Genomic DNA, 26,281 nt, shown 5'->3' on the forward strand with positions numbered 1-26,281 from the left:
GCCTTGCTACCACGGCTCGGCGCGCACGTCTCGGTCGGCCACGGAGTCCCGAGCCCGCGCGCGCGCCCCGAGTCCGAAAAAATTTCGCCGTCCGATGCCCCCCGGCCGCTCGCCTGAGCCGCCATCGTGGCGTAGCCCGAGAGGCGCATGGAACGGCTCCGCGTCCTCACCCTCAACATCTGGAACAAAAAGGGCCCCTGGGAGCGGCGGCTCGAGCTCATCCGCGACGCGATCCAGCGCCTCTCGCCGGACGTCATCGGGCTGCAAGAGGTCATCCTCGACAACGAGCGCACGCAGGCCGACGAGATCCGCGAGGGGCTCGGCTACGACGCCGCCTTCGGCATGGCCCACGAGCTCGGCGAGGGCATGCACTTCGGCAACGCCGTCCTCTCGCGCTTCCCGATCGAGCGGCGCTCGGTGTTCCCGCTGCCGACGGCGGGCGACGAGGAGCGACGCGCGCTCCTCCACGCACGGATCCGCACGCCCGCAGGGGCGCTGCCGTTTTTCGTGACGCACCTCAACTGGAAGTTCCACGACGGCGTGGCCCGCGAGGCGCAGGTCGTCTCCATCGCCGAGCACGTGATGCGCGAGGCCCCGATCGGCGCGGACCTGCCCGCCGTGCTCGTCGGCGACTTCAACGCGGTGGCGCACTCGGCCGAGATGCGTTTCCTCCTCGGCCTCCAGTCGCTCGACGGCAAGAGCGTGCACTTCACCGACTGCTTCGAGCACCTCGGGGAGCCGCCGGGCCACACGTTCGACTCGGTGGAGAACCCGTACGCCGCGCTGACGCACGAGTTCCCGCGCCGCATCGACTACATCCTCGTGCGCGGGCCCGAGCTCGGCACGGGCCGCGGCAAGCCGCTCTCCGCCAGCGTCGTCCTGACCGAGATCGTGGACGGCGTCGCGCCCTCCGATCACTACGGCGTCTTCGCGGAGATCAACGTCCGCGAGATCGGCAAGCGCCTCTCGTGAGCGCCGCGCGGGCCTCGGCTCCGATCATTTGCCCTGAAACGAAGGCTCGCGCTTCTCCATCCAGGCCATCACGCCCTCCATGCAGTCGGCCGACTGCAGGAGCTTCACCTGCCCGGCCTTCTCGCGATCGAGCGCCTCGTCGATGGTGCTGCCGAGGCTCTTGCGGACGGCGCGCTTGATCTCGGCGTACGCGAGCGGCGGGCCCTTCGCGAGGCGCCCGGCGAGCTTCATCGTCTCGGCGCGGAGCTCGGCCGCAGCGAGCACGTGGTTGGCGAGGCCGAGCGAGAGGGCGCGATCGGCCGTGATGCGATCCCCCGTCAGCATGATCTCCATCGCCCGCCCGAGCCCCACGAGGCGCGGCAGCCAGAAGGATCCGCCGCCGTCGGGCATCAGCCCGATCTTCACGAAGCGCTCCTCCATGTAGGCGTCCTGGCCGAGCATCCGCAGATCGCAGGCCAGCGCGAGATCACAACCGAAGCCCACCGCGGGGCCCTCGACCATCGCGATGAAGGGCTTCGGCGCGTCGACGATCGCGCGGATGATCCCGTGGTACCGATCCATGATCGCCTCGAAGCCGCCCGCGGCCTGCAGGCTGCCCATGGCGCTCTTGAGATCCGCGCCCGCGCAAAACGCGCCGCCCGCGCCCGTGAGCACCACCGAGCGCACCGACGCGTCCGCGCCGAGCCGCGGCAAGGTCTCGAGCAGCGCGCCGAGGAGCTCGGCGTCGAGCGCGTTCTTCGCCCGGGGCCTGTTCAACGTGACGACGGCGACGGGGCCTTCGTGCTCGACCAAAAGGACCTGTTCGGACATGCCGCTCTACCTACCCGATTTCTTGGATTCCTCCCAGTAGACGTCGAGCTCCTCCAGCGTGAGGTGATCCTCCCCGCCGGGATCGGGCCAGCCGCCGTGGCGCTCGCGGACGCGGGCCTCGACGTGGTCGAAGCGGCGCGTGAACTTGTCGATCGTGCGGCGCAGCGCGCTCTCGGCGTCGACGTTCACGTGCCGCGCGAGGTTCACCAGCGCGAAGAGCGCGTCGCCGAGCTCCGCCTCGATCGCCGCCGTGTCGCCTGTCGCGATCGCCTCGTCGAGCTCGCCGATCTCCTCGGCCACCTTGGCCCGCGATCCCGCGACGTCCGGCCAGTCGAAGCCCACGCGCGCCACCTTCTCGCCGATCCGCTGCGCCCGCACGAGCGCCGGCAGGCTGCGCGGAACACCCGAGAGGATGCCCTGCTTCGGCTTGCCTTCGCGCTCCTTCGCCTTGATGAGCTCCCAGTTGCGCAGCACCTCGTCCGCGCCCTCCACGGTCATGTCCGCGAAGACGTGCGGGTGACGCCGCACGAGCTTCTCGCAGATCGCCGCGACCACGTCGTCCGGCCCGAACGCCCCCTCCGCGCGCCCGAGCTCCGCCTGGAACACGACCTGCAAAAGCAGGTCCCCGAGCTCGCCGCGGAGCTCCTGGCGATCACCCGCGTCGATCGCGTCGATCACCTCGCACGCCTCCTCGAGCACGTACTTGCGCAGCGTCTCGAACGACTGCTTTCTGTCCCAGGGGCAGCCGTCCGGCGCGAGCAAACGTTGCATGAGCTCGACGAGGCGGGGGAAGGTCTGACCGCGCTGCTCCTCGAGCGGCGGGACGACGACGGGATCAAAAGGCCGGGCCATGACGGATGCCTAGCATGCCGGTTAGCATGCCGCGCGTGAACGCCTCGCAACGACTCCCGCCTGCGCCGACGCGCCTGTGGCGCTGGGCCGTCCTCGCCGTCGTCGTCGCCGGCCAGGCCGCGTTTCTCTTCTACCGATCGAGCAAGGAGGAAGCGCGCGCTCGTGCCATGCTCGACGCGGCGAAGACACCCGCCGATCTTCAGCCCATCGAGGACGCGGCCCCGCGCGGCGATCACGCGCCGTCGCGGCCCGGCGAGCTCGTCCTCTGGCGCGGCGAGAACCACGTCTCGGCCCTCGCGACCGACGGCGAACGTGTCTACTTCGGACAAACGTACGGCAAGCGCGTCCTCTCGGTGCCCGTCACGGGTGGTGCCGAGGTGATCCTCGGCGAGGCCTCGTTTCCGCTCGACCTCGCGCTCGGCAAGGACGCGCTCTTCGTCCTCGACAAAGGGGATTCGATGCGCGAAGGGCTCGGCGCGATCCTCGCGCTCCCGAAGGAGCCGGGCGCGGAGGCGCGCACCCTCGCGACGAAGATCGTCTGGGCCGGCGCGCTCGCGGCCTCCGACACGCACGTCTACTGGCTCGATCACGGGAGCCTCGATCGCGACTACGCGGACGGGCTCGTCGCGCGGGCGCCCGTGGGAGGTGGCCCCTCCACGCTCCTCGCGGCGGGCGAGCGCATGCCCACGGCGATCACGCTCGACGCGACGCACGTGTACTGGGGGAGAAACCTGCGCCAGGGCATGGGCGAGCTCGTACGCATGCCGCTCGCCGGGGGCCGCGTCGAGGTGCTCTCGCCGGGCCAGGGGAACATCCGGCGGATCATCGTCGTGGGGCAGGAGGTCTACTGGGTCTCCGCGCGCGATTTCATCGGCAACGGCGCCGTGATCCGCAAGGCGCCCGTGACCGGGGGCCCCGGGCTCGACGTGCTCGAAGCGAAACACGGCATCTGCGACATGGCCCTCGACGAGGAGGCGATCTACTGGAGCGATCCTCATGGGACCGGGTCGGCGCCCTCCTCGCGCGGCCGTATCGTGAAGACCTCGCGCAAGGAGGGCGCGAGCGTCGTCCTCGCGCGTGAGCTGTCGACGCCGTGCCGCATCGCGATCGACGCGACGAGCGTCTACTTCGAGACGAGGGACGAGGCGCGCTTGAGGAAGGTGCCGAAGAGCCCTCCGGCGCCGCTGCCTTTCGAGGAGTGACGCCGGTCTCGGGATCGGCTCAGAGCGTCTTGGCGAGCTCGGCCGCCTTGATCACGGCCGCGTCGAGCGCCTCTTTCGCGACCTGCGGGCCCGCGAGGCCCATCGGCTCGGCGATGACCTCGTGGAACGGCCCGAGGCCCATGAGCCCGAGGATCGTCTTCAGGTAGGGCACCTGGAAATCCCAGGCCGCCGTGGGAGACCCCGGCGGATACGCGCCATCACGCGAGACGAGCAGGACGACCGGGCGCCCGCCGAGCAGGCCCTTGAACTCGCCCTTGCTGAGCTCGAACGTGAGGCGCGCCTGCACGACGGCGTCGATCCACCGCTTCATTTGCCAGGGGATCGACAGGTTCCACATGGGCGTGGAGATCACGACGAGGTTCGCCTGGTGGAGCTGATCGGTCCACCGGCTGAGCGCGTTCCAGCGCGCGGCCATCTCCTCGTCGAGGTTGCCCTCGCCGTAGAGCATCTCGAACTTGGTCTGGACGTCCCACTCGTCCCAGGCCGGCAGCTTCTCCGCGTCTCGCACGAGATCGACCTCGATGCGGGACGCGTCGGGGTTCTTCTCGAGATATGCGCTGAAAAACGCGTTACGAAGCTTGCGCGTCCGCGAGCGCTCGGCCCGCGGAAGCGCGAACAAGTCCAGCACGATCCCCATGACGTTTTTCTCTTCCCCTTGTTCGCGACCCGAGCCCGACGTTCAGGCGACGGCTGCCCACTCGACGTCGAACTCGAGCTGCGATCCCTGCGCCCCCGAAGTGCTGCGGAGCCCTCGCGCGAGGTTGCGGACGCCGGCGAGCAGCGGCTCGTTCGACGTCGACAGCCACGCGCCCCCGATCGCGACCTGACCATCGATGTGCACGCGGAAGCTCACCTTCTCGCGCGCGGCCGAGATCTCGAACGTCCCGGCGCCGCGCGTGAGCGCGAAGCGGGCCAGGTCCGAGACGGCCGACTGCAAGAGCATCCCCCGGTTCCACTCCATCCCGAGGTAGACGCAGAGGTAGCGGACGTAGTTGCGCAGCGTGATCACCGAGATGTCGTCCTTCACGACGATCGTCTTCATCGGCTTGGGCACCGCGCCCATCTCGCGGAGCAGCTTGCGCTCGAGCTCGGTGGCCTCTTCCACGCTGAGCTCCCGGAGGTTACGCACGAGGAAGCTGATCAGGCTCGCCTTGCCTTCGGAATCCAGCGCGTCGACGTCCTTGTCGGCACGCGCTCCCAGTACCTCCACCGCGGCATCGAGGGACGAACCATCGACGTACTTCGTCGCTACTCGCCGCGCCGCCTGGGAAAAGCTCACACCCATGGTGCACTCCCTAGGTCCGTTCTATTCGGGATTCATCGACGTTACGACACTTTCCACCGACCGTAAAGCAAACGGCCCCGTGGGTCCGTCGTGGCCGTTTCGGCGGCCGATCCAGGGCCTTCGACGATGTCCTGACGGCATCTCTTGTTCGCTCCCTTGCCGCTACGTCTCGCGCGCACTAACCACGTCGGCATCGTGAAGCCCGCTCTACCTCTTCATCCGATCGCGCGTCTCCCCGAGGAATGGCGCGACGCGCTCGTCCAGCGCGGCGAGCGGGCCTTCGCGGCCAAGCAAATCTTCAACTGGATCCACCGGCACGGCGTCGTCGATCCCGCGGCGATGACCAACGTCTCGGCGCGCCTGCGCGCCTCGCTCGCCGAGGAGGGGCTCGGCTCGCTCGCCGAGATCGTGCACGTGCATCGCTCCGCCGACGGCACCCGCAAGCTCGTCGTGCGCTTGAAGGACGGCGCCACGATCGAGACCGTCCTTCTCCCTGCGGTCAGCGGCCCCGGCGCGCGACCGGAGCCCGAGATGGACGCCGACGCGGCCGCCGCGGACGACGACGAGGACGAGGACGACGCGGCCGCGGAGGAGGCCTTCCGCGGCAAGATCCGCGTCACGCAGTGCATCTCCACGCAGGTCGGCTGCGCGATGGGCTGTGTGTTCTGCGCGAGCGGCGTGGCCGGGTGGAAGCGGCACCTCGGGCCCGAGGAGATCGTCGCGCAGGTCCTGCTCGGCCGCGCGCTGCTCGACGAGGGTGAGGCGCTGCGCAACGTCGTGTTCATGGGCATGGGCGAGCCGCTGCACAACTACGACGGCACGGCCCGCGCGCTCCGCCTGCTCACGCACCCCGACGGCATCGCCCTCTCCACGCGCCGCGTGACCGTCTCGACGTCCGGCCTCGTCCCGGAGATCGAGCGGCTCGGTCGCGATTTCAACGGGCAGATCGCGCTGGCGATCTCGCTGCACGCCGCCGACGACGAGAGCCGCTCGGCGCTGATGCCCATCAACAAGAAGTACCCGATCGCGGAGCTGCTCGCGGCGCTCCGGGCCTACCCGATGCAGCGGCGCCGGCGCATCACCATCGAGTACACGCTCGTCTCCGGCAAGAACGACGACGTCGACGAGGCCAGGAAGCTCGCCCGTCTGCTCCGGGGCATGCCCGTGAAGATCAACCTGATCCCGATGAACCCCATCGAGGCCTCGACGCTCGGTCCACCCGACATGACGCGTGTCTTCGCGTTCCAGCAGGCGCTCGTGGGCTCGGGCTACTCGTGCTTCATCCGGCGAAGGCGCGGCGACGACGTCTCGGCCGCGTGTGGTCAGCTCGTGCTGCTGGGGGCGAAACCGAAGGTCAAAGGATTCAGGACATCCGCGTCGTGATTTCCGGCTCTTGACGTCCCGCGACGACACGCGCACATCGCTGGGACCGTGTTCGACAAGATCCTCATCGCCAACCGCGGCGAGATCGCCTGCCGCATCGCCCGCACCTGCAAACGCCTCGGGATCCCCGTCGTCGCCGTCTACTCGGACGCCGACGCGAACGCCCCGCACGTCCGCATGGCCGACGAGGCCGTGCGGATCGGGCCGCCGCCCGTCAAGGACAGCTACCTCGTGATGGACGCGATCATCGCGGCGGCCAGGCAGACCGGCGCGCGCGCGATCCACCCGGGATACGGCCTGCTCAGCGAGAAGGAGGCGTTTTGCCGCGCGGTGAACGACGCCGGTATCGTCTTCATCGGCCCGCGCCCCGAGGCGCTCGACGCCTTCGGCGACAAGATCAAGGCGCGCGAGGTGGCCAAGCGCGCCTCTGTCTCGCCACCCCCCGGCACCGACGGGCCCATCACGGCCGACGACGTCGAGCTCGCCACGCGCGAGGCCGAGCGGATCGGCCTGCCGATCCTGGTGAAGGCCGCGGGCGGCGGCGGCGGCATCGGCATGCAGATCGTCGAGGATCTGGCGAAGCTGCCGCGCGCGCTCCAGGCATGCTCGGATCGTGGCAAGAGCGCGTTCGGCGACGCGCGCGTCTACCTCGAGCGGTACCTGCGCGCGCCCAAGCACATCGAGGTGCAGGTCCTGGCCGACACGCACGGCAACGTGGTCGCGCTCGGCGAGCGCGAGTGCAGCGTGCAGCGCCGCCACCAGAAGATCGTCGAGGAGAGCCCATCGCCGGCCCCGTTTTTCCAGGGCGAAGCGGGCGAGGCCAAGCGGAGGGACCTCTTCGAGCAAGCCAAGCGCATCGTGCAGAGCGTGGGCTACGTCGGCGCCGGCACGGTCGAGTTCGTCGCCTCGGGCGACGGCGACATCTTCTTCCTCGAGGTCAACGCGCGGCTCCAGGTCGAGCACTGCGTGACCGAGATGGTGTGGGGGATCGACCTCGTGGAGCAGCAGATCCGCGTCGCCGCGGGCGAGCGACTCGCGCCCGAGGTGCTCGCGGCCGAGCCGCGTGGTCATTCGATCGAGGCCCGCGTCTACGCCGAGGATCCCGCGAAGAAGTTCGCCCCGCAGCCCGGCCGCATCGAGAAGCTCGTCTGGGCCCCGTCGGGCGGGGATCTGCGGATCGAGACCGGGGTCGAGCAGGGCTCGGAGGTCACGCCCTTCTACGATCCGATGATCGCGAAGGTCGTCGCGTCCGGGCGCAGCCGCGCCGAGGCGATCGCGAGGCTCGACGAGGCGCTCGCCCTGACCCAGCTCGAGCTCGTGGGGCCCGCCGGTCCGGCCGCGACCAACCTGCCCTTCCTGCGCCGGGTCCTCGCCGCCGAGGCCTTCGAGAGTGGACGGTACGACACGCTCTTCGCGGAGGCGCTCGCGAAAGAGAAGCGGTGATACAACTCCGGTCACGATGACCGACCTCCTCGAACGCGCGAAGCGCTGGCTCGAAGCCGACCCCGATCCCGACACCCGCAAAGAGCTCGGCCGCCTCCTCGATCTCGCCTCGTCCGACGAGGATCCGTCGCAGCAGGCGAGGGCGCTGGGTGAGCTCGGCGAGCGCTTCGCGGGCCCGCTCGAGTTCGGCACCGCGGGGCTGCGAGGCGTCATCGGCGCGGGCGAGACCCGCATGAACCGCGCGGTCGTCTTGCGCACGACGATCGGGCTCGCGCGTTACCTCCTCTCGACCGACGAGGCTTCCGCGCGCGCGCGGGGCGTGGTGATCGGCTACGACGGCCGACGGATGAGCCGCGCCTTCGCCGAGGACACCGCGTGCGTGCTCGCCGCGGCCGGCGTCCGGGCGATCCTCTCGCCGGTCCCCTGCCCCACGCCCGTCACGGCGTACGCGGTGAAGGAGCTCGGCGCGGTCGCGGGCGTCATGATCACGGCCAGCCACAACCCGCCCGAGTACAACGGCTACAAGGTCTACTGGGGCAACGGCGCGCAGATCATCCCGCCGCACGACAAGGGCATCGCGGCCGCGATCGACGCCTCGCCGGCGGCGAAAGACGTGCCGCGGATGGACCTCGACGCGGCGCGCGGAAAGGACCTCGTTCGTTCGTTCCCGAACGATCTCGACGAAAAATACCTCGCCGCGATCGCCGCGCTCTCCGTGCGAGGTGACGGCGATCGTTCCCTCTCGATCGTGTACACGCCGCTGCACGGCGTGGGGAACCGGCACGTGCGGGCGGCGCTCGCGGCCGCGGGGTTCTCCCGGGTCACGAGCGTGCCCGAGCAAGCCGAGCCGGACGGCGCGTTCCCGACCGTCGCCTTCCCGAACCCCGAGGAGAAGGGCGCGATGGATCTCTCCTTCGCGCTCGCCGAACGCGAGGCCGCGTCGCTCATCCTCGCCAACGATCCCGACGTCGACAGACTCGCCGTCGCGTTGCGCCGCCCCGAGGGCGGTTACGTGCAGCTCACGGGCAACCAGGTGGGCACGCTGCTCGGCCATTACCTGCTCACGCGCACGCCGGCCTGCCTTTCCGAGGACGTCCCCGTCGAGGACGCGGGGAAAAAACTCGTGATCGCGTCGATCGTCTCGTCGCCGATGCTCGGCGCGATCGCGCGCGCTCTCGGGGTCCGGTACGAGGAGACGCTGACGGGCTTCAAGTGGATCGCCAACCGCGCGATGGATCTCGAGCGCGCCGAGGGCCTCTCGTTCGTCTTCGGGTACGAGGAGGCGCTCGGGTACACCGTCGGCACGCTCGTGCGCGACAAGGACGGCATCGGCGCGGCCCTGCTCTTCGCCGAGCTCGCGAGCGTGCTCGCGGCCGGCGGCAAGAGCGTGCTCGACGAGCTCGAGGCCCTCTCGCGTCGGTATGGCCTCTACGCGAGCGGCCAGCGCTCGGTGACCTTGCCCGGCACCGAGGGGCTCGCGCAGATCCAGGCCGCGATGGATCGGCTGCGCGCGTCGCGGCCTTCACGCATCGGCGCGCTCTCCGTGCTCGCACAATCGGATTTCCAGGCGCAGGTCCGGACATACCCGGACGGCCGCGCCGAGCCGCTCACGCTCCCGAAGAGCAACATGATCGCGCTCGATCTCGAGGGCGGCAGCCGCATCATCGCGCGGCCGAGCGGGACGGAGCCGAAGATCAAGTTCTACTTCGACATCCGCGAGCCCATCACGCCGGGCGAGGCCGTCTCGGCGGCCGAGGCGCGGGCGAAGGCGCGTTTGGCCGAGCTCGAAGAAGCGCTCTCCGCAGTCGTCGGGGTTTGACGCACTTCAGGAAGCGCTTCACGAAGCGCTCCCCTCACCGCTTCGGCGTGGGCCCGAAGAAGCTCACGCCGCGCATGTTCTCATCGATCCGGAGCGGGTGCTGCATCGGCGGGAAGACGCGCTGCTCGCAGTCGTGGTGCTCGCAGAGCCTGCACGTCACGCCCACGGGGACGAGCGCCTCGTTGCTCTCCACGTCCACGCCGTCCGAGTAGACGAGCTCTCTCGCGAACCTCGCCTCGCAGCCGATGCTCACCGAGAGCATCGAGTGCGGCGCGTGGTATCCGCCGCGATCGTTGCGCACGGTCCGCGCGACGCAGAAATACCTGGTCCCGTCGGTCATGCGGGAGAGCTGCACCCGGATCATCCCCGGCGTCAGGAACGCCGTGTGCACGGCCCAGCGCGGGCAGGCGCCGTTGAAGCGCGCGAAGCGGATCCCCGAGCCGCTGAAGCGCTTGGAGATGTTGCCGGCGATGTCGATCCGCAAAAAATGGAACGGCACGCCCTCGGCGCCGGGCCGGCGCAGCGTCGTGAGGCGGTGACAGACCTGCTCGAAGCTCGTGCCGAAGCGGTGCGCCAGGAGCTCGATGTCGTACCGCTCGGCGCGGGCGGCCTCGAAAAAAGGCCCGTACGGCATGAGCAGCGCGGCGGCGAAATAGTTCGCCATCGCCACGCGGGCGAGCGCGCGCGACTCCGGCGTGGACAGGCCGCTCTCGCCTTCGAGCAGCCTGTCGATCGTGTCGCTCGCCGAGAGCAGGCCGATCTGGTGGGCGAGCTGGAAGCGCCGGCTGCGCGGGGGTAAGAGCTCCGACAGGCTGAGGCGCCGCGCCTCGCGATCGTAGCGGCGCATCGCCTTGCGTTCGTCGGCGACGTGGAGCAGCCGCACCTCGACCCCGTGCTCCTTTTCGAGGTATCGGACGAGCGATCGGTAGACGTCGTCCGTGTCGAGCCTGCCGCCGGCGCGCACCTCGTCGGCCGCGTCCTCGAGCGTGGGGAAGTGGTTCATGTGCCGCTGGATGAGGTCGCTGACCTCCTCGGTCGGCAAGCGCGTGGCCTCCACGCCGCCTCCGCCCTCGAGCCGCTCCGACAATGTCTCGGCCGACTCTCGGGTGTCGCGATAGGCGCGATAAAGCGCGAGGACGGCCTTCGCGAGCACGGGTGAGCTCGCGGCGAGCTCCTTCAGATCACCCGTCGTCACGCCGTGGTTGTCGAAGAGCGGATCGCCGAAGGCCTCGCGCAGATCCGAGACGATCGAGGCGTCTCCGCCGGTGCCGAACGTGGACAGATCCAGCTCGAAGAGCTGCGCCAGCTTGATGAGCATCGGCGCCGTGAGCGGGCGCCGGTTGTTCTCGATCAGGTTGAGGTAGCTCGGGGAGATCCCCAGCCGCTCGGCGAGTTGCCCTTGCGTCATGCTTTCGCGTCGACGCAGCGCCCTCACCTTTCCACCCAGCATTGTATTTTCAGCCATGGCGCAAAGCAGCGGAGCTCTTGCGGTTGGTTTGGTGACCGTCAACGGTAGTTTACAATCTTTACAACCGTGACTGCAAGTCAAACGTGGCGACCACACATACGTAACACCATGAATTTCTTTCGTTCATTGACGACCGGCGGCAAACCCCAAATAGTTCGGATGTCACGACGCGTAGCGTTGGACGCGGAGCGTTGACCATGCACGGAATGTCGTCTCCCGTTGCCATCCTCGGTTCCAGGACCCCCTCGCAGAGCGACGTGCTCACGCCCGAAGCGCTCCAGTTCGTGGCCGATCTCACGCGCGCTTTTCGAGGGCGCATCGACGCGCTGCTCGCCCGGCGCAGGGAGCGGAGCGCTCGTTTTCTGGCAGGCGAGCGCCCCGATTTCCTCGAGGAGACGGCCGAGCTCCGCAATGACGATTGGTCCGTCGCGGCCATCCCCGACGACATCCAGGACCGGCGCGTGGAGATCACCGGGCCCGTCGACCGGAAGATGATCATCAACGCGCTGAACTCCGGCGCGAACGTGTTCATGGCCGACTTCGAGGACGCGACGTCGCCGACGTTCGCAAACCTCGTCGAAGGGCAAAAAAATCTCGCGGACGCGGCGCGTGGATCGATCGGCTACGTCGATCCCACGTCGGGCAAGTCGTACACGCTCGGCGAGCGCACGGCCGTGCTCTTCGTTCGCCCGCGTGGCCTGCACCTGCCGGAGAGACACGTGCTCGTGGACGGAGAGCCCGTCCCCGGCTCGCTCTTCGATTTCGGCCTCTACTTCTTCCACAACGCCCGCGCCCTCGTGGAGCGCGGCAAGCGCCCCTATTTCTACCTGCCGAAGCTCGAGAGCCACCTCGAGGCGCGCCTCTGGAACGACGTCTTCCTGCGCGCGCAGGCCGAGCTGGATCTGCCGCCCGGCACCATCCGCGCCACCGTGCTCGTCGAGACGCTGCCCGCCGCGTTCGAGATGGACGAGATCCTCTACGAGCTACGCGAGCACTCGGCCGGCCTGAACTGCGGGCGCTGGGACTACATCTTCAGCTTCATCAAGAAGCTCGGCGCCGACCCCGCGTTCATCCTGCCCGACCGCGGCCTGATCACGATGGATCGGCCGTTCTTGAAGGCCTACACGGACCTCGTCGTGAAGACCTGCCACCGCCGAGGCGCGCACGCGATGGGCGGAATGGCGGCGCAGATCCCGATCAAGGGCGACGAGGAGCGGAGCCGCGCCGCCCTGGACAAGGTGCGGGCGGACAAACTCCGCGAAGTGCACGCAGGCCACGATGGCACGTGGGTCGCACACCCGGGGCTCGTGCCGATCGCGCGCGCCATGTTCGACGCACACATGGACGGCCCGAACCAGCTCCACGTGAAGCGCGAGGACGTGGACGTACACGCGGGGGATCTCCTGCGTGTCCCCGACGGCCCGCGCACCGAGGCGGGCCTGCGGCACAACATCAAGGTCGGCATCCTCTACATCGAGGCCTGGCTGCGCGGCGTCGGCTGCGTGCCGCTCTACGACCTCATGGAGGACGCCGCGACGGCCGAGATCTGCCGCGCGCAGGTCTGGCAGTGGCAACACCACGGCGTGTCCGTCGAGGGCGCGCCGCTCGATCCCAAGCGGCTCGTCCGGACGATCGAGGAGACGATGGAAGAGCTCGCGAAAGAGCGCGGCGCCGAGGCGTTCGCCCACGGGCGCTTCGACGAGGCGCGCGAGCTCTTCACCACGCTCGCCACGTCGGACGAGCTCGAGGAGTTCCTCACGTTGCCTGCGTACGAACGTCTCCTCGCCCTTTCATCCACGTCGGCGGGGGACACCAAGAAGGCGCCCGAAGCCGCCGCATGAACCTCTGAAGGAGTGAGTCCCATGTCCGTCGCGTATCCGCTGCCCATTCGCCCGTCTGCCGCCGAAGGAAACGGCCTCGTGCCGAACCGCTGGCAAGGCATCGTCCGCCCCTACACGGAGGCCGACGTCGAGCGCCTGCGCGGCTCGTTCCACATCGAGCACACGATCGCGAAGCTCGGCGCGCAGCGGCTCTGGGAGCTCTTGCACACCGAGGACTACGTCGCGGCGCTCGGCGCCCTGACGGGCAACCAGGCGATGCAGCAGGTGCGCGCGGGCCTGAAGGCGATCTACCTGAGCGGCTGGCAGGTCGCGGCCGACGCGAACCTCGCGGGCGAGATGTACCCGGATCAGAGCCTCTACCCGGCGAACAGCGTCCCGATGGTGGTGCGCCGGATCAACCAGGCGCTCCTGCGCGCCGACCAGATCGAGCACGCCGAGGGCAAACGGGAGCGGCACTGGCTCGCGCCGATCATGGCCGACGCCGAGGCCGGCTTCGGCGGACCGCTGAACGCCTTCGAGCTGATGAAGGCGATGATCGAGGCCGGCGCCTCGGGCGTGCACTTCGAGGACCAGCTCGCGTCGGAGAAGAAGTGTGGCCACATGGGCGGCAAGGTGCTCGTGCCGACGAGCCAGTTCATCCGGACGCTCGTGGCGGCGCGTCTCGCCTCGGACGTGATGGGCGTGCCGACGCTCCTCGTGGCCCGCACGGACGCCGACAGCGCGAAGCTCCTGACGAGCGACGTCGACCCGCGTGATCGCCCGTTCCTCACGGGTCAGCGCACGCCCGAGGGCTTCTTCCAGTTCAAGGGCGGCCTCGACGCGGCGATCGCGCGCGCGCTCGCCTACGCGCCGTACGCGGACATGCTCTGGTGCGAGACGAGCACGCCGGACCTCGACGACGCGCGCAAGTTCGCCGAGGGCGTGCACGCGAAATACCCGGGCAAGCTGCTCGCGTACAACTGCTCGCCGTCGTTCAACTGGAAGAAGAACCTCGACGATCTCACGATCGCCAAGTTCCAGCGCGAGCTCGGGGCCATGGGCTACAAGTTCCAGTTCGTCACGCTGGCCGGCTTCCACGCGCTGAACCACGGGATGTACGAGCTCGCCCGCGAGTACAAGGTGCGCGGCATGAGCGCCTACTCGGAGCTGCAGCAGGCCGAGTTCTCCGCGGAGAAGAGCGGCTACACGGCCACGCGCCACCAGCGCGAGGTGGGCACGGGTTATTTCGATCAGGTCGCGCAGGTCGTCTCGGGTGGTTGTGCCTCGACGCTCGCGCTGAACGAGTCGACCGAGGCGCACCAGTTCTGAGAGACAAACTCCCTACAGATCGATCTGATGCACGTCGCCGAGCGGCTCCCCCAGGAACCGCTCGGCGACCGTGGAGAAGCTCTTCGGCAGATCCGTCACGAAGAGCTCGAGCTTCCCTCGCTCTACCCGCGTCGTCCGTTGCCCGCGCTCCCCGAGGAACGCCGAGACGTCGTCCGCCGTCGCCGACGCGCTGTCCACGATCGGGATCGGCTCACCCGCGATCGAGGCCGCCTCGGCCTCGATCACCCGCTCGAGCAGGGGGAAGTGCGTGCATCCGAGCACCACGCAGCGCGCCCCGGCGCGCACCAGCGGCTCGAGGTAACGCCGCGAGACGAGCCGCGGCACCTCCCCTTCGAGCCACCCCTCCTCCGCGAGCGAGACGAGCAGCGGCGCGGGCTGACCAAACACCTCCGTCCGCGTGGAGAGCGACGCGACGGCGCGCGGATACGCGCCCGAGGTGATCGTGCCCGTCGTGCCGAGCACGCCCACCGCCCCGCCCTTCGCCGCCGCGACCGCCGCGCGCGCGCCGGGCACGATCACGCCGAGCACGGGCCTGTCGAGCTCCACGCGCATGACGTCGAGCGCCACGGCGCTCACCGTGTTGCACGCGACGACGATCGCCTTCACCCCGCGGCTCAAGAGCACCCGCGCGCAGCCGAGCGCGTACCGCACGACCGTCTCCGCGGAGCGCGTCCCGTACGGCACGCGCGCCGTGTCGCCGAGGTAGACGATGTCCTCCGCGGGGCAACGCTCGCGGAGCGCGCGCACGACGGTCAGGCCGCCGAGGCCCGAGTCGAAGACGCCGAGCGGCGCGTCGGGGTCCAGGGCGTTCGCAGGGCCACGCATGGGCGCGGAGCTTAGTGAGGGCCCGGCCCACGTCAAAAAAAGCCGCAGAGCCGTGATTTCCGCCGCCGCGTTTGCCGCTTCTCCCGCGCGCGCGCTGCTCCTACACTCCCCTGCCATGGCCTCCGAAACGAAGGGCTTCATGAAGGGTGGGATGAACTTCAACGTGGGCGAGGAGAGCCCCGCAGAGCTCGAGCAAACGGAGGGGCCGCTCTTGCCGCTCCGCGTGCTCGTCGTCGCGGATCTCTTGCCGCGCGACGAGCACAACGCCGGCGCCAGCGCGCCCGAGCTCGCCGTGCGGGTCGATCCGCTCGCCTTCGACGACCTCTTCACGCGGCTGCGCCCACGCGTCGCCATCGAGGTGCCGAGCGTGCTCGCCGAGGGACGCACCACGCGCATCGACCTCGCGCCGACGAGCCTCAAGAGCTTCCGACCCGATGGGCTGCTCGCGGAGGTCCCGCTCCTCCGCTCGCTGCTCGACGGCAAACTCACCCTGGAAAAACTCCGCGACGGCACCATCGATCGCGACCAGGCCCGCGTCGAGCTCGACCGGATCTGGAGCTCGTCGCCCTTCGTGCGTGACGTCCTGCGCCTCGTCGCGGAGGCGAACGTCGGAGCGCGCACGGGCGGCCTCGTGGCACCGCCGCGCGACACCTCGGCCGACGCCTCGGTCGCCTCGATCCTCGACATGGTCGACACCGGCGCGAGCCCGTCTGCGTCCGCGTCGGCGCCCGCGCCCGCCGTGCCTGCGCGCCCTGCCCCTGCCGGAGACAGCCGCTTCGGCGCGCTCATCTCGGCCGTCGCCAACGCCGGCAAGTCGAGCTCGGCCCGCTTCAGCCCGCAGGAGGCCATCCAGCGCGTCGAGAAGGCCATCGGCGCGCAGATCGGCGCGATCCTCCAGCACCCCGAGGTGCGCCGCCTGGAGGAGGCCTGGCGCGGCGTTGCGCTCTTCGTCGATCGCTCGAAGGGGACGAAGGGCCTCGAGATCGACGTCGTCTGCGCGCGCCCCGAGCTCGCGGCCACGGCCCTCGAACGAGCGGCCCGCCAGAGCGGCGGCAAGACGCCGGTCTCCTGCGCGATCGTGGACGTCACCATCACCGGCACGTCGGCGACGCTCTCGCAGCTCGAAGAGATCGCCCGCGTCGCCGAGGCCCAGACCGTGCCCGTCGTGGTGAACGCCTCGCACACGCTGCTCGGCATCGATCGCCTCGCGGACCTCGAGAGGCTCGACAACAAGATCGCCCTCTTCTCCACGCCCGATCAGGTCCGCTGGCAGTCGACGGCGCAGAAGCCCGCGATGCGCTGGGTGACGATGGCGATGAACGGGATCCTGGCCCGCGCCGCGTACGACAAGGCGACCTCGCGCGTGCGTGAGATGGTCGTGAAGGAGGAGCCGGCCGACGAGGGCGCGACGGTCTGGATCGCGCCGGCCTACGGCGTGGGCGCGCTCATCACGACGAGCTTCCGCGAGACGCGCTGGCCGTGCCGCATCGTGGGCGCTCGGAACGGCGGCACGCTCGGGGACCTGCCGATCCACGAGGTGCGCGGGCACGTGGACGACGCCGAGGTCGTGGCGATCCCCACGCAGGCGTTTGTCTCGACCGACTCGCAGCGCGAGCTCTCCAAAGCGGGCGTGCTCCTGCTCGCGTCGGCGCCGAACAGCGACTCGGTCTACGTGCTCTCGGCCCCCACGTCCTACGTGCCGCCGCCGAAGCGCACCTACGACAGCGCGTCGACGGAGCCCGAGGCGCGGCTCGAGCGCGTCTCCTTGGTCGATCAGCTCTTCGTGGCCCGGATCGTCCAGTCCTTGCGCGTGATCGCCGGCCGTTTGCCCGGGAACGTCGCGCCCTCCGGGGCGAAGTCGCTCGTGGATCGCTCGCTCTGGGCGCTCTTCGAGGACGCGAAGCCTGGCAGCGTCGAGATCGTGGTCAACGCGCACGCGACCTCCGATGGCACGGCCGTCGCCGTGACGATCCGCCCGCGCCGCTTCCTCGGCGTCACGCTCGAAGAGTTCTCCCTCGAGTTCCTCGTCGGCTAGCTGAAGGCGCCCTCCCCTCCCCTCTCCCGCAGGCGTGAGAGGGGCCGGGGGTGAGGGGTTTGAGTTGCCGCACAAAAACAAGAAGGCCGGCTCTTTTCGGAGCCGGCCTTCCTGCGTTTGTCTCGGTCAGCCGAAACGGCTCATTCCTTGTCGAGCTTGCCGACGAGGCTGAGCGTGAAGAATGCGCCCATGTACTTGAAGTGCGGGCGCACCTGCATGTCGACCTTGTACCAGCCGGCGTTGCCCTCGACCTCGGTCACGATGATACGCGCCTTGCGGAGGGGGCGACGGCCGCGGATGCTCGCCGAGACGACGTCCTGATCGGCGACGAACTGCGAGATCCAGTCGTTGAGCTCCTTCTCGAGATCGGCGCGCTCCTTCCACGTACCGATCTGCTCGCGCTGCAGCACCTTCAGGTAGTGCGCGATGCGGGCCATGATGAACATGTACGGGAGCTGCGTGCCGAGGCGATAGTTGAGCTCGGCCGCGCGGCCCTCCTCGCTCTGGCCGAAGTACTTCGGCTTCTGCACGCTGTTCGCCGAGAAGAAGCACGCGTTGTCCGAGTCCTTGCGGTAGGTGAGGCCGATGAAGCCCTCCTCCGAGAGCTCGTACTCGCGGCGCTCCGTGAGCATGATCTCGGTGGGGATCTTCGTCTGGATCTCGCCCATCGCCTCGTACTGGTGGAGCGGCAGGTTCTCGACCGAGCCGCCCGCCTGCGGGCCGATGATGTTCGGGCACCAGCGGTACTTGGCGAAGCTGTCCGCCAGGCGCGTCGCGAACGCGAAGACGGCGTTGCCCCAGCAGTACGAATCGTGCTGGCCGATGACGTTCTCGTCGTAGTTGAACTCCTTCACGGGCACGGTGTTCGCGCCGTAGGGGAGCCGGAGGAGGAAGCGCGGCATCACGAGGCCGACGTAGCGGGAGTCCTCGGTCTCGCGGAAGGCGTTGTACTTCGTGTACTGCGGGCCTTCGAAGAGCGCCTTGAGGTCCTTCAGGTTCGGCAGGTTGAGGTAGTCCTTCAGGCCGAAGAACTGCGGGCCGGCGGCGGCGATGAAGGGCGCGTGCGACATCGTCGCGACGGAGGCGCACTTCTGCAGGAGCATGATGTCCTGCGGGCCGGGGCCGAACTCGTAGTTCGCGATGATCGCGCCGTAGGGACGACCGCCGAACTGACCGAACTCCGCCGAGTAGACCAGCTTGTACAGGCCGCTCTTGGGCACCTCGGGGGCGTCCTCGAAATCGGCGAGCAGGTCTTCCTTCGAGCAGTTCAGGAGCTCGACCTTGACGTTCTCGCGGAAGTCCGTGCGGTCCACGACGAACTTCAGGCCGCGCCACGCCGACTCCAGCTTCTGGAACGTCGGGTGGTGGAGGATCTCGTCGATCTGGCGCGAGAGCTTCGCGTCGATCTCCGCGATCAGCGCGTCGACGAGGGCCTTGTCGACCTTCTCGCCCTCGCGCTTCGGCGCGATGAGCTCCGCGATGAAGGCCTGGACGCCGCGCTTGGCGACCTCGTAGCCCTCGTCGCCCGGAGCCATCTTGGTCTCCGAGAGGATGTCGTCGAGAAGGCTGCCACCTTCGAGCGTCTGTGCGCCCGCGCCGCCTTGCGATTGGGTCTCGGAAGCCATCGCTTATTCCTCCCCCTGCTTCAGGCCGAGCTCGTTGATCAGCCGGTTGCGCTGGGCGGGATCGTTCAGGATCGTCTGGATCTTGTTGCGGAAGGCCTTCTCGTTGCCGAGCGGGCCCTTCAGCGCCGTGAGGGCCGCGCGCAGCTCGAGCAGCTTCTTCAGCTCCGGCACCTGGTTCGCGATCGCCGCCGGCTCCATGTCCGACAAACGGCGGAACTTGAGGTTGACGTTGAGCTCGTTGTCCTCGTTCTCCGACAGCCGATCCTTGACCGCAAGGTTGAGCGACAGCTTCTGCTCCGCCATCACCTTCTGGAAGTTGTCCTTGTCGACGTTGATGGGCTTCCGATCCTCGAGCGGCGTCGGATCGGGGCGCATGGTGTAGTCGCCAAGCATGAGGAGCTTCAGCGGGAGCTCGACCTCTTCCTTCGCGTTCCCCGTCGCTGGCTTGTACGTGATGTTGACGCGCTCTTTCGGCGCGACCGATCCTTCTTTCATCGCGGAAGGCTCCTTTCCCCTACGCTTGGAGAGCTACTTGCTCCGAGCGGCCTTTCCGAGCCGCCCTACGTTGAAACGAGATTGCCGTCAGGTCGGGGCCCACCTCGACAGGCGGCCAGAGAATACCGCAAACTACCCCGACTTCGTCCATCGTTATCTTTCCGAACCAGCCCGCTCTTTTACTACGCGGGCGCTCAGGTGATCGAGATGCGGAAGGCCGCCGCGGCGTCCAGCTCGCAGAGGCGCTCGAACGCCTCGTTCTCGCGCTTACGCGCCTCCTCACTCACCTCGTATCCCTGGTTCAAGCCACGAAGCGCCGTGTACAGCGCCCCATAAAGCTCGGCGCAGAGCTCCGGATCCCACTCGTCGAGCCGGTGCTGCTTGGCCATGCGCTCGAGCCCGTCGAGCTGCGCCCGCGCGATCGCGAGCTGACCGATCTGCAAGCAGATCTGCGCGATCGCGAGCTTGCTCCGGAACTTGTCGACCGGCGTCACGGCCTGACCCGCGACCTTCGATACGCACTGGATGGCCGCGAGCGGATCCCCATTTTCGATGAGGTTTCGCGCCTCGCCGATCGCCTTGTCGAGCGCGCGGAACCCCTTGCCTCCCGGCGCGCCTCCGCCCGCAGCAGCGCCGCCGCCGCCGCCGCCCGAGCCGAGCACCGGACGAACCTCGGCGTCGATCCACGCCTTCGTCTGTTCATCCGCGAGCGGGACGCCGTCGTTGAACGTGAGATCCGGGAGCGTCGGCGCGCGCGAGATCAGGAGCGCCACCTCGCGCAGGTGTGCGAGCTTCGCGTCCGCGTAGCCGAGGTTCTCGAGCGCGTTCGAGACGTGCCGGTGCGGATCGAGCCAGAACCGATACTCCGAGGCGACCTCGTCGACCGACGCGAGGATCCCATCCCAGTTGCCCGCCTCGGCCATGCCGTCGAACGCGCCGCGCACGTGATCGGGCGGCGACGGCAGGTAGGTTTGTCCTCCCTCGGCCGGCGGATCCTGCTGCATGAAGAGCCAGAGCCCGGTGCGGCTCATGCGATACGCAAACGCGCTCGACGGATCGGCCGCGCGAAGCGCCTCCCCCGCGCGCATGAGCAAGGTGCTCACCTGATCGAGCACCACGTTCGCCGAGTCCGCGTCCGTGATGCTCGTCGCGTCGGGGAGCGAGACCTGGATCTCCGCGCTCTCCACGGGCGCAGGCGCATACGTGGCCACGGGCGCAGGCGCCGCAGGGCGCGCGACGGCCACGGGCGCAGGCGGCGGCGCTGCGACCTCGGGCGGCGGCGGCGGAGGTGGCGGCGGAGGTGGAGGCGGCGGAGGTGGCGGCGGCGGAGGTGCCTTCGGGACACTCGCGAGCATGCGCCGCGACGACTCGCGCAGAGACCCCATGCCGGGGTACGCGTCGCCGAGTTTGTCCCGGAGCTCTCCGTCGAGCTGGCGGGTCTGTTGCTCGAGCGCGCCGACGATGTCCGCGTCCCCCGCGGTCGGGTTGAAGGTCCCGATCGCGGCCGCGACCTGATCTCCGTACCAGCTCATCAAGTTGCCGCGCGTCCGCGGGCGCTTGATGGGCGGATACATCTTGTCCCAGACCGCGGTGCAGAGCTCGTTGATGAGCACGAGCCCATCGACCGCGCCCTGCATCCCGTCCGTGTGTGCCTTCGCCGCGCCGTAATACACCGCGAGGCGGAAGTCCTTCGACTTCTCGGTGAGCAGCTCCTCGGCGTTCATCGCGATCTTCGACCAGTCGATCTTGCCGCCCTCGAGGGACTGCGCCTTGTCGACCTCGGCCTTGATCGCTTCGAAGAGCTCGTCGTACGAGACGTCCTGACCAACACCTCCCGAGATCAGCTCGATCATCGCCGACACTCGGGTCTTTGCCGCTTCTACCGCGTCACTCGCCGCCATGGACGGCATCATACCCACGGGCGGCGCACGATCGCACCACGTGTGCGCGCCTCGAACGAAAGCGCGGGGCCCAGGCGGGCGGCGGGATCGTTACTGGCCGAGGCCTTCGAGGAAGCCCGAGATCGTCAGCTCCGAGCGGGCCACGAGGGCGTCGAGCTGCACGCCGAGGGCGCGGCGCGAGGTGGGCTCGTCGACCGTCGGAGGACGGCAGAGCTCCACGACGTGGTCGGCGTATCCCGTCGGCGCGATGAGCTCACGGAACGAGGCCACGTGCGGCGGTCCGAGGTGGAGGAGCATCGTCTGCTGCGGAACCCAGAAGCAATTGAGCAGCGTGTTCTTCCAGCGCGCGAGGCGGAGCGTCATATCCATCCACACCGCCGCCGCGTAGGCGTCGCCCGCGCCGAGCGGGAGACGAATACAAAGCCCCGTCTTCGGGTTCTCCTGGCCGCGGAAGGGCTCGACGGAGGCGAAGACGTTCTGCAAGACCCAGTAGCGGCTCGCGTCGGTGCCGAAGCCCGTCTCCCAGAGCGCCTTCATCGACTGCGTGGTGAGCCACGAGCGATACCCCGCTCCCGCGGCGTCCGCGTCCTCGAGCGAAGGGACCGCAATGCGCGACACGCGATCGACGAACGCGTCGACCGGGAGTGTTCGCCCGCTCGTGGCGAGCTCGTACGACGCAGCGAGCAGCGACCAGAGCGCGATCGGGAGCGACGCGCCCGCGGAGACGAGCTGCCCGTAATCGTACGAAGCAAAGACGACCATCGGGTACGTGCGACCCGCGTTGTCGCCGCTCGCGGCCCAGGCGCCGACCATGCCGCGCGTGGGTGGCTCGTCGCCTTTGCCTTCGCCGTGGAAGATGAAGAGGCCGACGGAGGGCTGGTACGCGGCCTCGAACGAGGGGCCGAGCGCGCGGCGCGCGAAATCGAGGCCTCCGCCGAGCCAGCGATCGAACGCCGCGAGCTCGTCTCCACCTGCATTGAAGCGGATGAAATCACCCGTCGCAGGCAGCTTGCCGAAGCAGCCGATCTGCGGGGGGCTCGCGGGAGCCTTCTTCTTTCGCCAGAACATCACCGGCCCGGCCCACAAATACACGAACCCCCTCTTTTTACAAGGGGGCGTGCTGCCTCGGGCGAACCCTCGGAGGGCATTCCACAGGCGGACGTGGCGCGCCTGTGGAACACCGTCTCAGGATCCCTTCTTCCCGCCGCCGAAGCTGTCGCCAATGCTGGACGGGCAGTTCGTCGCGCGGAAGAAGCTATTGACGAAGGGATGGTTGGTGCGGGTGGGGCGCACTTCCATCGTCACGGTCACGGGCGGCGCGGTCATCTGCCACGTCACCGTGAAGACGCTGTCCTTGTCCTTCTCGGCCGTCGTCGTGCCGGCCTCGAAGAGGCGGAAGATGCCCCAGGGCCCTTCACGCACGAGCTCCTCGTCGAGCCCGCCGGCGCCACGCACGCGGAGGCGCGCGCCGGTCTGCTTCTCGCCCGGCCAGGTGAACGTGTGCCAGAACTCCTTCTCGTTGCGATACAGGCGCTTCTGGCCGTCGATCTCGAAGAGCACCTCGCTGACGATCGGGCTCACGGTCTTCAGGTTGACGTGGAACGTCACCTTGGGTTTTTCCCCGTCGCCGGCCGCAAAAAGCGCCTCGGTGATCTCGTGGGCCCGGTGCAGGCAGGGATAGAGCATCGAATTGAAGGGCGTGAACGGCTTCGCCGGCTTCGGACGACCCTCGAGGCCACCCTTCGGGATGAAGTCGTGGCCCACGCGGATGTGGAAGTCGTTGAGGTACTGCTCGTAGAAGCCCCAGAGGATGCCCTCCTTCGGCTTGAAGAAGGCGATCGTGTCGTCGAACGAAGCGTCACGCGAGGCCGCGAGATCGAAGGGATACCGATCCTTGATGTTCTCGCGGAAGGGCGGCCAAACCACGACCTCCCAGAGCCCGCTCGCGGAACCGCCGGCGCTACGCATGACGGCCTTGTAGGCCTGGCGCAGCGGGTTCATGAGCAGCGGCGTCATGAGCTCCTGACCCGTCTCGTCCATCTTGAGCAGGAGCTTTTCCGTCTCGCGCACGGCCTCGGAGAACTTCTCCCGCGCGGCCTGCGTGGTCGCGCCGGGCGGCGCGTCTTCGATGCCGCCCATCTCCGCCGCGAGCTGCTCCAGGTGGCCGATGTACTTCGAGAGCTCGGCCGGCGTCGGAGGCGGCGGAGGTACGCCCTCCGCCGTCTTCTGGGGCTGCTCGGGCACGCCGAAGCGGACCATCGAGCGGAACTTGTCCGGGATCGGATCGTACGCGACCGCGCCGCCGGGGCCGCCGAAGTTGACGATCTGCGACAGGCGTCCGCTCGTGCCGGTGCGCGTGCTGAACGACGAGTCGATGCGGCGCTTCACGCGCTCCTTGACCTGATCGAGCACGCCGCCGTCCTGCATGACCTGCTGCTCGGCCTGGTTGTCCGCGGTGTCGAACTGCGTGTTGTCCTCGAGCGCGCGGAGCAGGCGCTGGTAGGGCCAGTCCGGCGTGGAGAGGACGCGGAACTCCTCGATGGCCTCTTTGTTGTTCGGCGGGATCTCGACCTGGATGTCCCGGAAGAACTCGAGCCACTCGCGGATGTACTGCGTGTCGTAGTCCTGGCGCACGCGCGCGAGGGCCTGCGCGATCTTGTCGCCCTGGCGCTCCTCTTCTTGCGTCGGCGGCACGACCCAGCGCTCGCGCTCGAGGACCTTCACGCCCTCCTCGAGGCTCGCGACGACCTGCGCGTGGCCCTTCGCCGTGTACGGGCCACGCACGGGGAACCACTTGCTCGTGCGCTCCTTCTGGGAGCTGCGGATCTTGCTCAGGACCTCGGGGCGATCCGAGAAGAGCTCGTCGAGCGAGATCGGCGGATACTTGAGGTTCTCGCGCGTGTTCGGGCCGTTCTCGTCGTACTTCTCGTACTCGAGCTTGGTGACGAACTTGTCGTAGTAGCGCTGCGTCGGGCCGACGCGCGCGAGGATGTCGCGCGTGCGCTCCACGGTCCGCTTGTCGAGCTCCTCGCCCCGGATCGCGCCGCGGCGGAGCAGGTCGACGTAGTACTTCACGTGCGGCGCGAGCTTCATCCGGAGATCCGGCTCGGGGATGTCCGTCGTCGGGCGCAAGATGTCGACCCAGTGCTGCAGGAGCTTGCCCGTCTCCCACGCCATCTCGGACTCGGGGAGCAGGTGGATCTTGTTCTCGTCGGCGAGCAGGAGGTACGTCTTGAGGTCGTCGTACTCCTCGAGGTACTTGCCGCCGGTCGCCGCGCCGAGGCGCTCCTCGAGCCGCGCGCGCACGGGCTTGACGAAGCCCTCACGCAAGGACGCGATGTACTGGTCCTTCGTCGGCTCGAAGAGTTTGTCGCCCTGGTACATCCCCCAGCGGTAGCTGACGGGCGCGCCTTCCTCGCGGTACTGATCGAGGAGCTGGGCGTGCGAGCGCAGATTGTCGAGCTTCTCGATCTTCTCGACGGGCGAGGTGCTGTCGGTCCACTTCACGGCCGCCGCCTCGTTCGAGATCCGGGAGGTCTCGGCGACGAGCGCGCGGTTGTTGACGAACGACATCACCGCCGGCACGAGCAAGAGGAGCGCGAGCGACGCCGCCGCGAACGCCGCCGCGAAGCGCTGGATCCTCTGCCTCCGGACCTCGGCCGCGGTGCGCGCCGCGATGTCCTGGTCCGGGAAGATGACGTTCATGAAGACGTCTTTGAGGAAGTAGCTCTTCGCCTCCGTCGAGCCCGCCGTCGAGGGCTCGTCCGCGACCGCCGGCCGCAGGCCGAACGCGCTCATCATCGTGCCGAGGACGCGATCGAGGGGCTTGCCCTCCTGCACGCCGCTCGTCATGTAGAAGCCGCGCATGATCGGCGTGGCGAGGCCCGCCGTCTTCGAAGGCTGGAACGCGGTGTTCAGGAAGAGCGACATGTTGCTCTTGATCGCCGCGAACTCGAGCGGGAACTGGAAGACCTTCTCCTTGGTCCCGCGGTTGCGCTCCGTCACCATGCGGCGCAGCGCGCGGTCGTGCACACGCTCGACGAGCGCGTCGAACTCGGCGTCGAAGATCTTGCCGGGCTCGCTCTTGTTGGCGTCGAGCTTCACCGTCGCGCCGAAGCCCTGGCCGCGCTCGCTCTTCTTCAGATCGCCGAAGAACTCGACGAACCCGGAGACGAGGTCCACCTTCGTGAACATCACGTAGACGGGCAGGACCATCTTCAAGGTCGACTGCATCTCGTCGATACGCGCGCGGACCTTCTTGGCGATCGACTCGACCTGCTCCTCCGTCGCGTCGACGAGCTCCGAGATGCTCACCGCGCACACGACGCCGTTCACGGGCTTGTCCGGGCGGTACTTGAGGAGCTGCTCGAGGAAGGCCATCCACTCGTCGTGGTCGTCGGCCTCGGTCGTGTAACGGCCAGCGGTGTCGAGGAGGATCGCCTCGTTCGTGAACCACCAGTCGCAGTTGCGCGTGCCGCCGACGCCGCGGACGCCACCACCCGCAGGATCGAGGTACGGGAACACGAGCCCCGAGTGCCGGAGCGCGGTGGTCTTACCCGCGCCGGGCGGGCCGACCATCACGTACCAGGGCAGCGAATACAGCGCGTTCGTTCCGCCCCCGAGCTTCGAGGACTTCAGCGCGTTGATGCCCTCCTGGAGCTGGCGGTGCAGCTCCTGGATCTCGGCGCGCCGCTCGGGCTTCGCGTTGAGCGCTTGCTCCTGCGCCTGCTGCGCGATCGCCTTCTCCAGCGCGCGCGCCGCACGCGCCGCGCGGATCCGGCGATACACGATGAGACCAACCAACCCGAGGACCACGACGGCCGTGATGGCGATCGGGATCCACGTCGGGAACACCTCGGCGCTCGGCCCCGGCCCCGTGGGTCTCAGGATGAACCACACGCCCCAGACCAGGGCGAGGAACAAGGCGCTCAAGATCCACAGCCACATGGAACGTCTCCCTCGGTCCGGGGCAAAC

19 protein-coding genes are annotated in these 26,281 nt (G+C 68.8%); 8 read left to right on the forward strand and 11 right to left on the reverse strand.

The window, feature by feature from the left end; all coding sequences use genetic code 11:
• Positions 1-147 precede the first annotated feature (147 nt).
• Positions 148-972 (forward strand): endonuclease/exonuclease/phosphatase family protein, encoded by an 825-nt coding sequence (locus GF068_RS05095; protein WP_153818108.1) that lies wholly within the window; start codon positions 148-150, stop codon positions 970-972.
• A gap of 24 nt (positions 973-996) precedes the next feature.
• On the opposite strand, the gene GF068_RS05100 is transcribed toward GF068_RS05095, so the two are convergent.
• Positions 997-1,782 (reverse strand): enoyl-CoA hydratase, encoded by a 786-nt coding sequence (locus tag GF068_RS05100; protein WP_153818109.1) that lies wholly within the window; start codon positions 1,780-1,782, stop codon positions 997-999.
• A gap of 6 nt (positions 1,783-1,788) precedes the next feature.
• Positions 1,789-2,634 (reverse strand): nucleoside triphosphate pyrophosphohydrolase, encoded by an 846-nt coding sequence (gene mazG / locus GF068_RS05105; protein WP_153818110.1) that lies wholly within the window; start codon positions 2,632-2,634, stop codon positions 1,789-1,791.
• A gap of 26 nt (positions 2,635-2,660) precedes the next feature.
• Here mazG and GF068_RS05110 point away from each other — a divergent pair, with 26 nt between their 5' ends.
• On the forward strand, positions 2,661-3,836 hold the full coding sequence (locus tag GF068_RS05110; protein WP_170319309.1) for a hypothetical protein: 1,176 nt from the start codon (positions 2,661-2,663) through the stop codon (positions 3,834-3,836).
• 19 nt (positions 3,837-3,855) lie between these two features.
• On the opposite strand, the gene GF068_RS05115 is transcribed toward GF068_RS05110, so the two are convergent.
• Complete coding sequence (locus tag GF068_RS05115) at positions 3,856-4,494, reverse strand: FMN-dependent NADH-azoreductase (protein ID WP_153818112.1); 639 nt, start codon at positions 4,492-4,494, stop codon at positions 3,856-3,858.
• Positions 4,495-4,536: 42 nt separating this feature from the next.
• On the reverse strand, positions 4,537-5,142 hold the full coding sequence (locus GF068_RS05120) for a hypothetical protein (protein ID WP_153818113.1): 606 nt from the start codon (positions 5,140-5,142) through the stop codon (positions 4,537-4,539).
• A gap of 195 nt (positions 5,143-5,337) precedes the next feature.
• Between GF068_RS05120 and rlmN the strand changes: the two genes are divergently transcribed.
• From rlmN to GF068_RS05135, 3 genes are read left to right on the forward strand one after another with little or no spacing between them, the layout of a single operon-like run.
• Positions 5,338-6,525 (forward strand): dual-specificity RNA methyltransferase RlmN, encoded by a 1,188-nt coding sequence (gene rlmN / locus GF068_RS05125; protein ID WP_338046230.1) that lies wholly within the window; start codon positions 5,338-5,340, stop codon positions 6,523-6,525.
• Between the two features lie 48 nt (positions 6,526-6,573).
• A complete protein-coding gene (locus GF068_RS46105) occupies positions 6,574-7,968 on the forward strand; it encodes an acetyl-CoA carboxylase biotin carboxylase subunit (protein WP_338046231.1) in 1,395 nt (464 codons plus the stop codon).
• Between the two features lie 16 nt (positions 7,969-7,984).
• Positions 7,985-9,787 (forward strand): phospho-sugar mutase, encoded by a 1,803-nt coding sequence (locus GF068_RS05135; protein ID WP_153818115.1) that lies wholly within the window; start codon positions 7,985-7,987, stop codon positions 9,785-9,787.
• Positions 9,788-9,821: 34 nt separating this feature from the next.
• On the opposite strand, the gene GF068_RS05140 is transcribed toward GF068_RS05135, so the two are convergent.
• Positions 9,822-11,252, reverse strand: coding sequence for a helix-turn-helix domain-containing protein (locus tag GF068_RS05140; protein ID WP_153818116.1), 1,431 nt, complete (start codon positions 11,250-11,252; stop codon positions 9,822-9,824).
• Positions 11,253-11,452: 200 nt separating this feature from the next.
• Here GF068_RS05140 and aceB point away from each other — a divergent pair, with 200 nt between their 5' ends.
• Together aceB and aceA are read left to right on the forward strand one after the other, a co-directional pair.
• A complete protein-coding gene (gene aceB, locus GF068_RS05145) occupies positions 11,453-13,096 on the forward strand; it encodes a malate synthase A (RefSeq protein ID WP_153818117.1) in 1,644 nt (547 codons plus the stop codon).
• A gap of 21 nt (positions 13,097-13,117) precedes the next feature.
• A complete protein-coding gene (gene aceA / locus GF068_RS05150; protein ID WP_153818118.1) occupies positions 13,118-14,404 on the forward strand; it encodes an isocitrate lyase in 1,287 nt (428 codons plus the stop codon).
• Between the two features lie 12 nt (positions 14,405-14,416).
• Here the strand turns inward: aceA and murI are convergent, their stop codons facing one another.
• The gene (murI, locus tag GF068_RS05155) at positions 14,417-15,250 is read right to left on the reverse strand and encodes a glutamate racemase (protein WP_153818119.1); all 834 of its coding nucleotides are present in this window, start codon (positions 15,248-15,250) and stop codon (positions 14,417-14,419) included.
• A gap of 115 nt (positions 15,251-15,365) precedes the next feature.
• Here murI and GF068_RS05160 point away from each other — a divergent pair, with 115 nt between their 5' ends.
• The gene (locus GF068_RS05160) at positions 15,366-17,285 is read left to right on the forward strand and encodes a type VI secretion system contractile sheath domain-containing protein (RefSeq protein WP_240806601.1); all 1,920 of its coding nucleotides are present in this window, start codon (positions 15,366-15,368) and stop codon (positions 17,283-17,285) included.
• A gap of 140 nt (positions 17,286-17,425) precedes the next feature.
• On the opposite strand, the gene tssC is transcribed toward GF068_RS05160, so the two are convergent.
• The 5 genes from tssC to tssM all read right to left on the reverse strand — a co-directional run bounded on the left by tssC (position 17,426) and on the right by tssM (position 26,253).
• On the reverse strand, positions 17,426-18,910 hold the full coding sequence (gene tssC / locus GF068_RS05165; RefSeq protein ID WP_153818120.1) for a type VI secretion system contractile sheath large subunit: 1,485 nt from the start codon (positions 18,908-18,910) through the stop codon (positions 17,426-17,428).
• Between the two features lie 3 nt (positions 18,911-18,913).
• Positions 18,914-19,405, reverse strand: a complete 492-nt coding sequence (tssB, locus tag GF068_RS05170; protein WP_153818121.1) for a type VI secretion system contractile sheath small subunit — start codon at positions 19,403-19,405, stop codon at positions 18,914-18,916.
• A 194-nt stretch (positions 19,406-19,599) separates the two neighbouring features.
• Positions 19,600-21,258 carry a type VI secretion system protein TssA gene (tssA, locus tag GF068_RS05175; protein WP_153818389.1) on the reverse strand — a complete coding sequence of 553 codons (1,659 nt, stop codon included), beginning with the start codon at positions 21,256-21,258 and terminating at the stop codon, positions 19,600-19,602.
• 138 nt (positions 21,259-21,396) lie between these two features.
• Positions 21,397-22,374 carry a type VI secretion system-associated protein TagF gene (gene tagF / locus GF068_RS05180; RefSeq protein WP_153818122.1) on the reverse strand — a complete coding sequence of 326 codons (978 nt, stop codon included), beginning with the start codon at positions 22,372-22,374 and terminating at the stop codon, positions 21,397-21,399.
• Positions 22,375-22,491: 117 nt separating this feature from the next.
• Positions 22,492-26,253: a type VI secretion system membrane subunit TssM gene (tssM, locus tag GF068_RS05185; protein WP_153818123.1), complete on the reverse strand. Its 3,762-nt coding sequence runs from the start codon at positions 26,251-26,253 to the stop codon at positions 22,492-22,494.
• Between the last annotated feature and the right edge of the window lie 28 nt (positions 26,254-26,281).

This window comes from Polyangium spumosum (genome assembly GCF_009649845.1).
GTDB lineage: Bacteria > Myxococcota_A > Polyangia > Polyangiales > Polyangiaceae > Polyangium > Polyangium spumosum.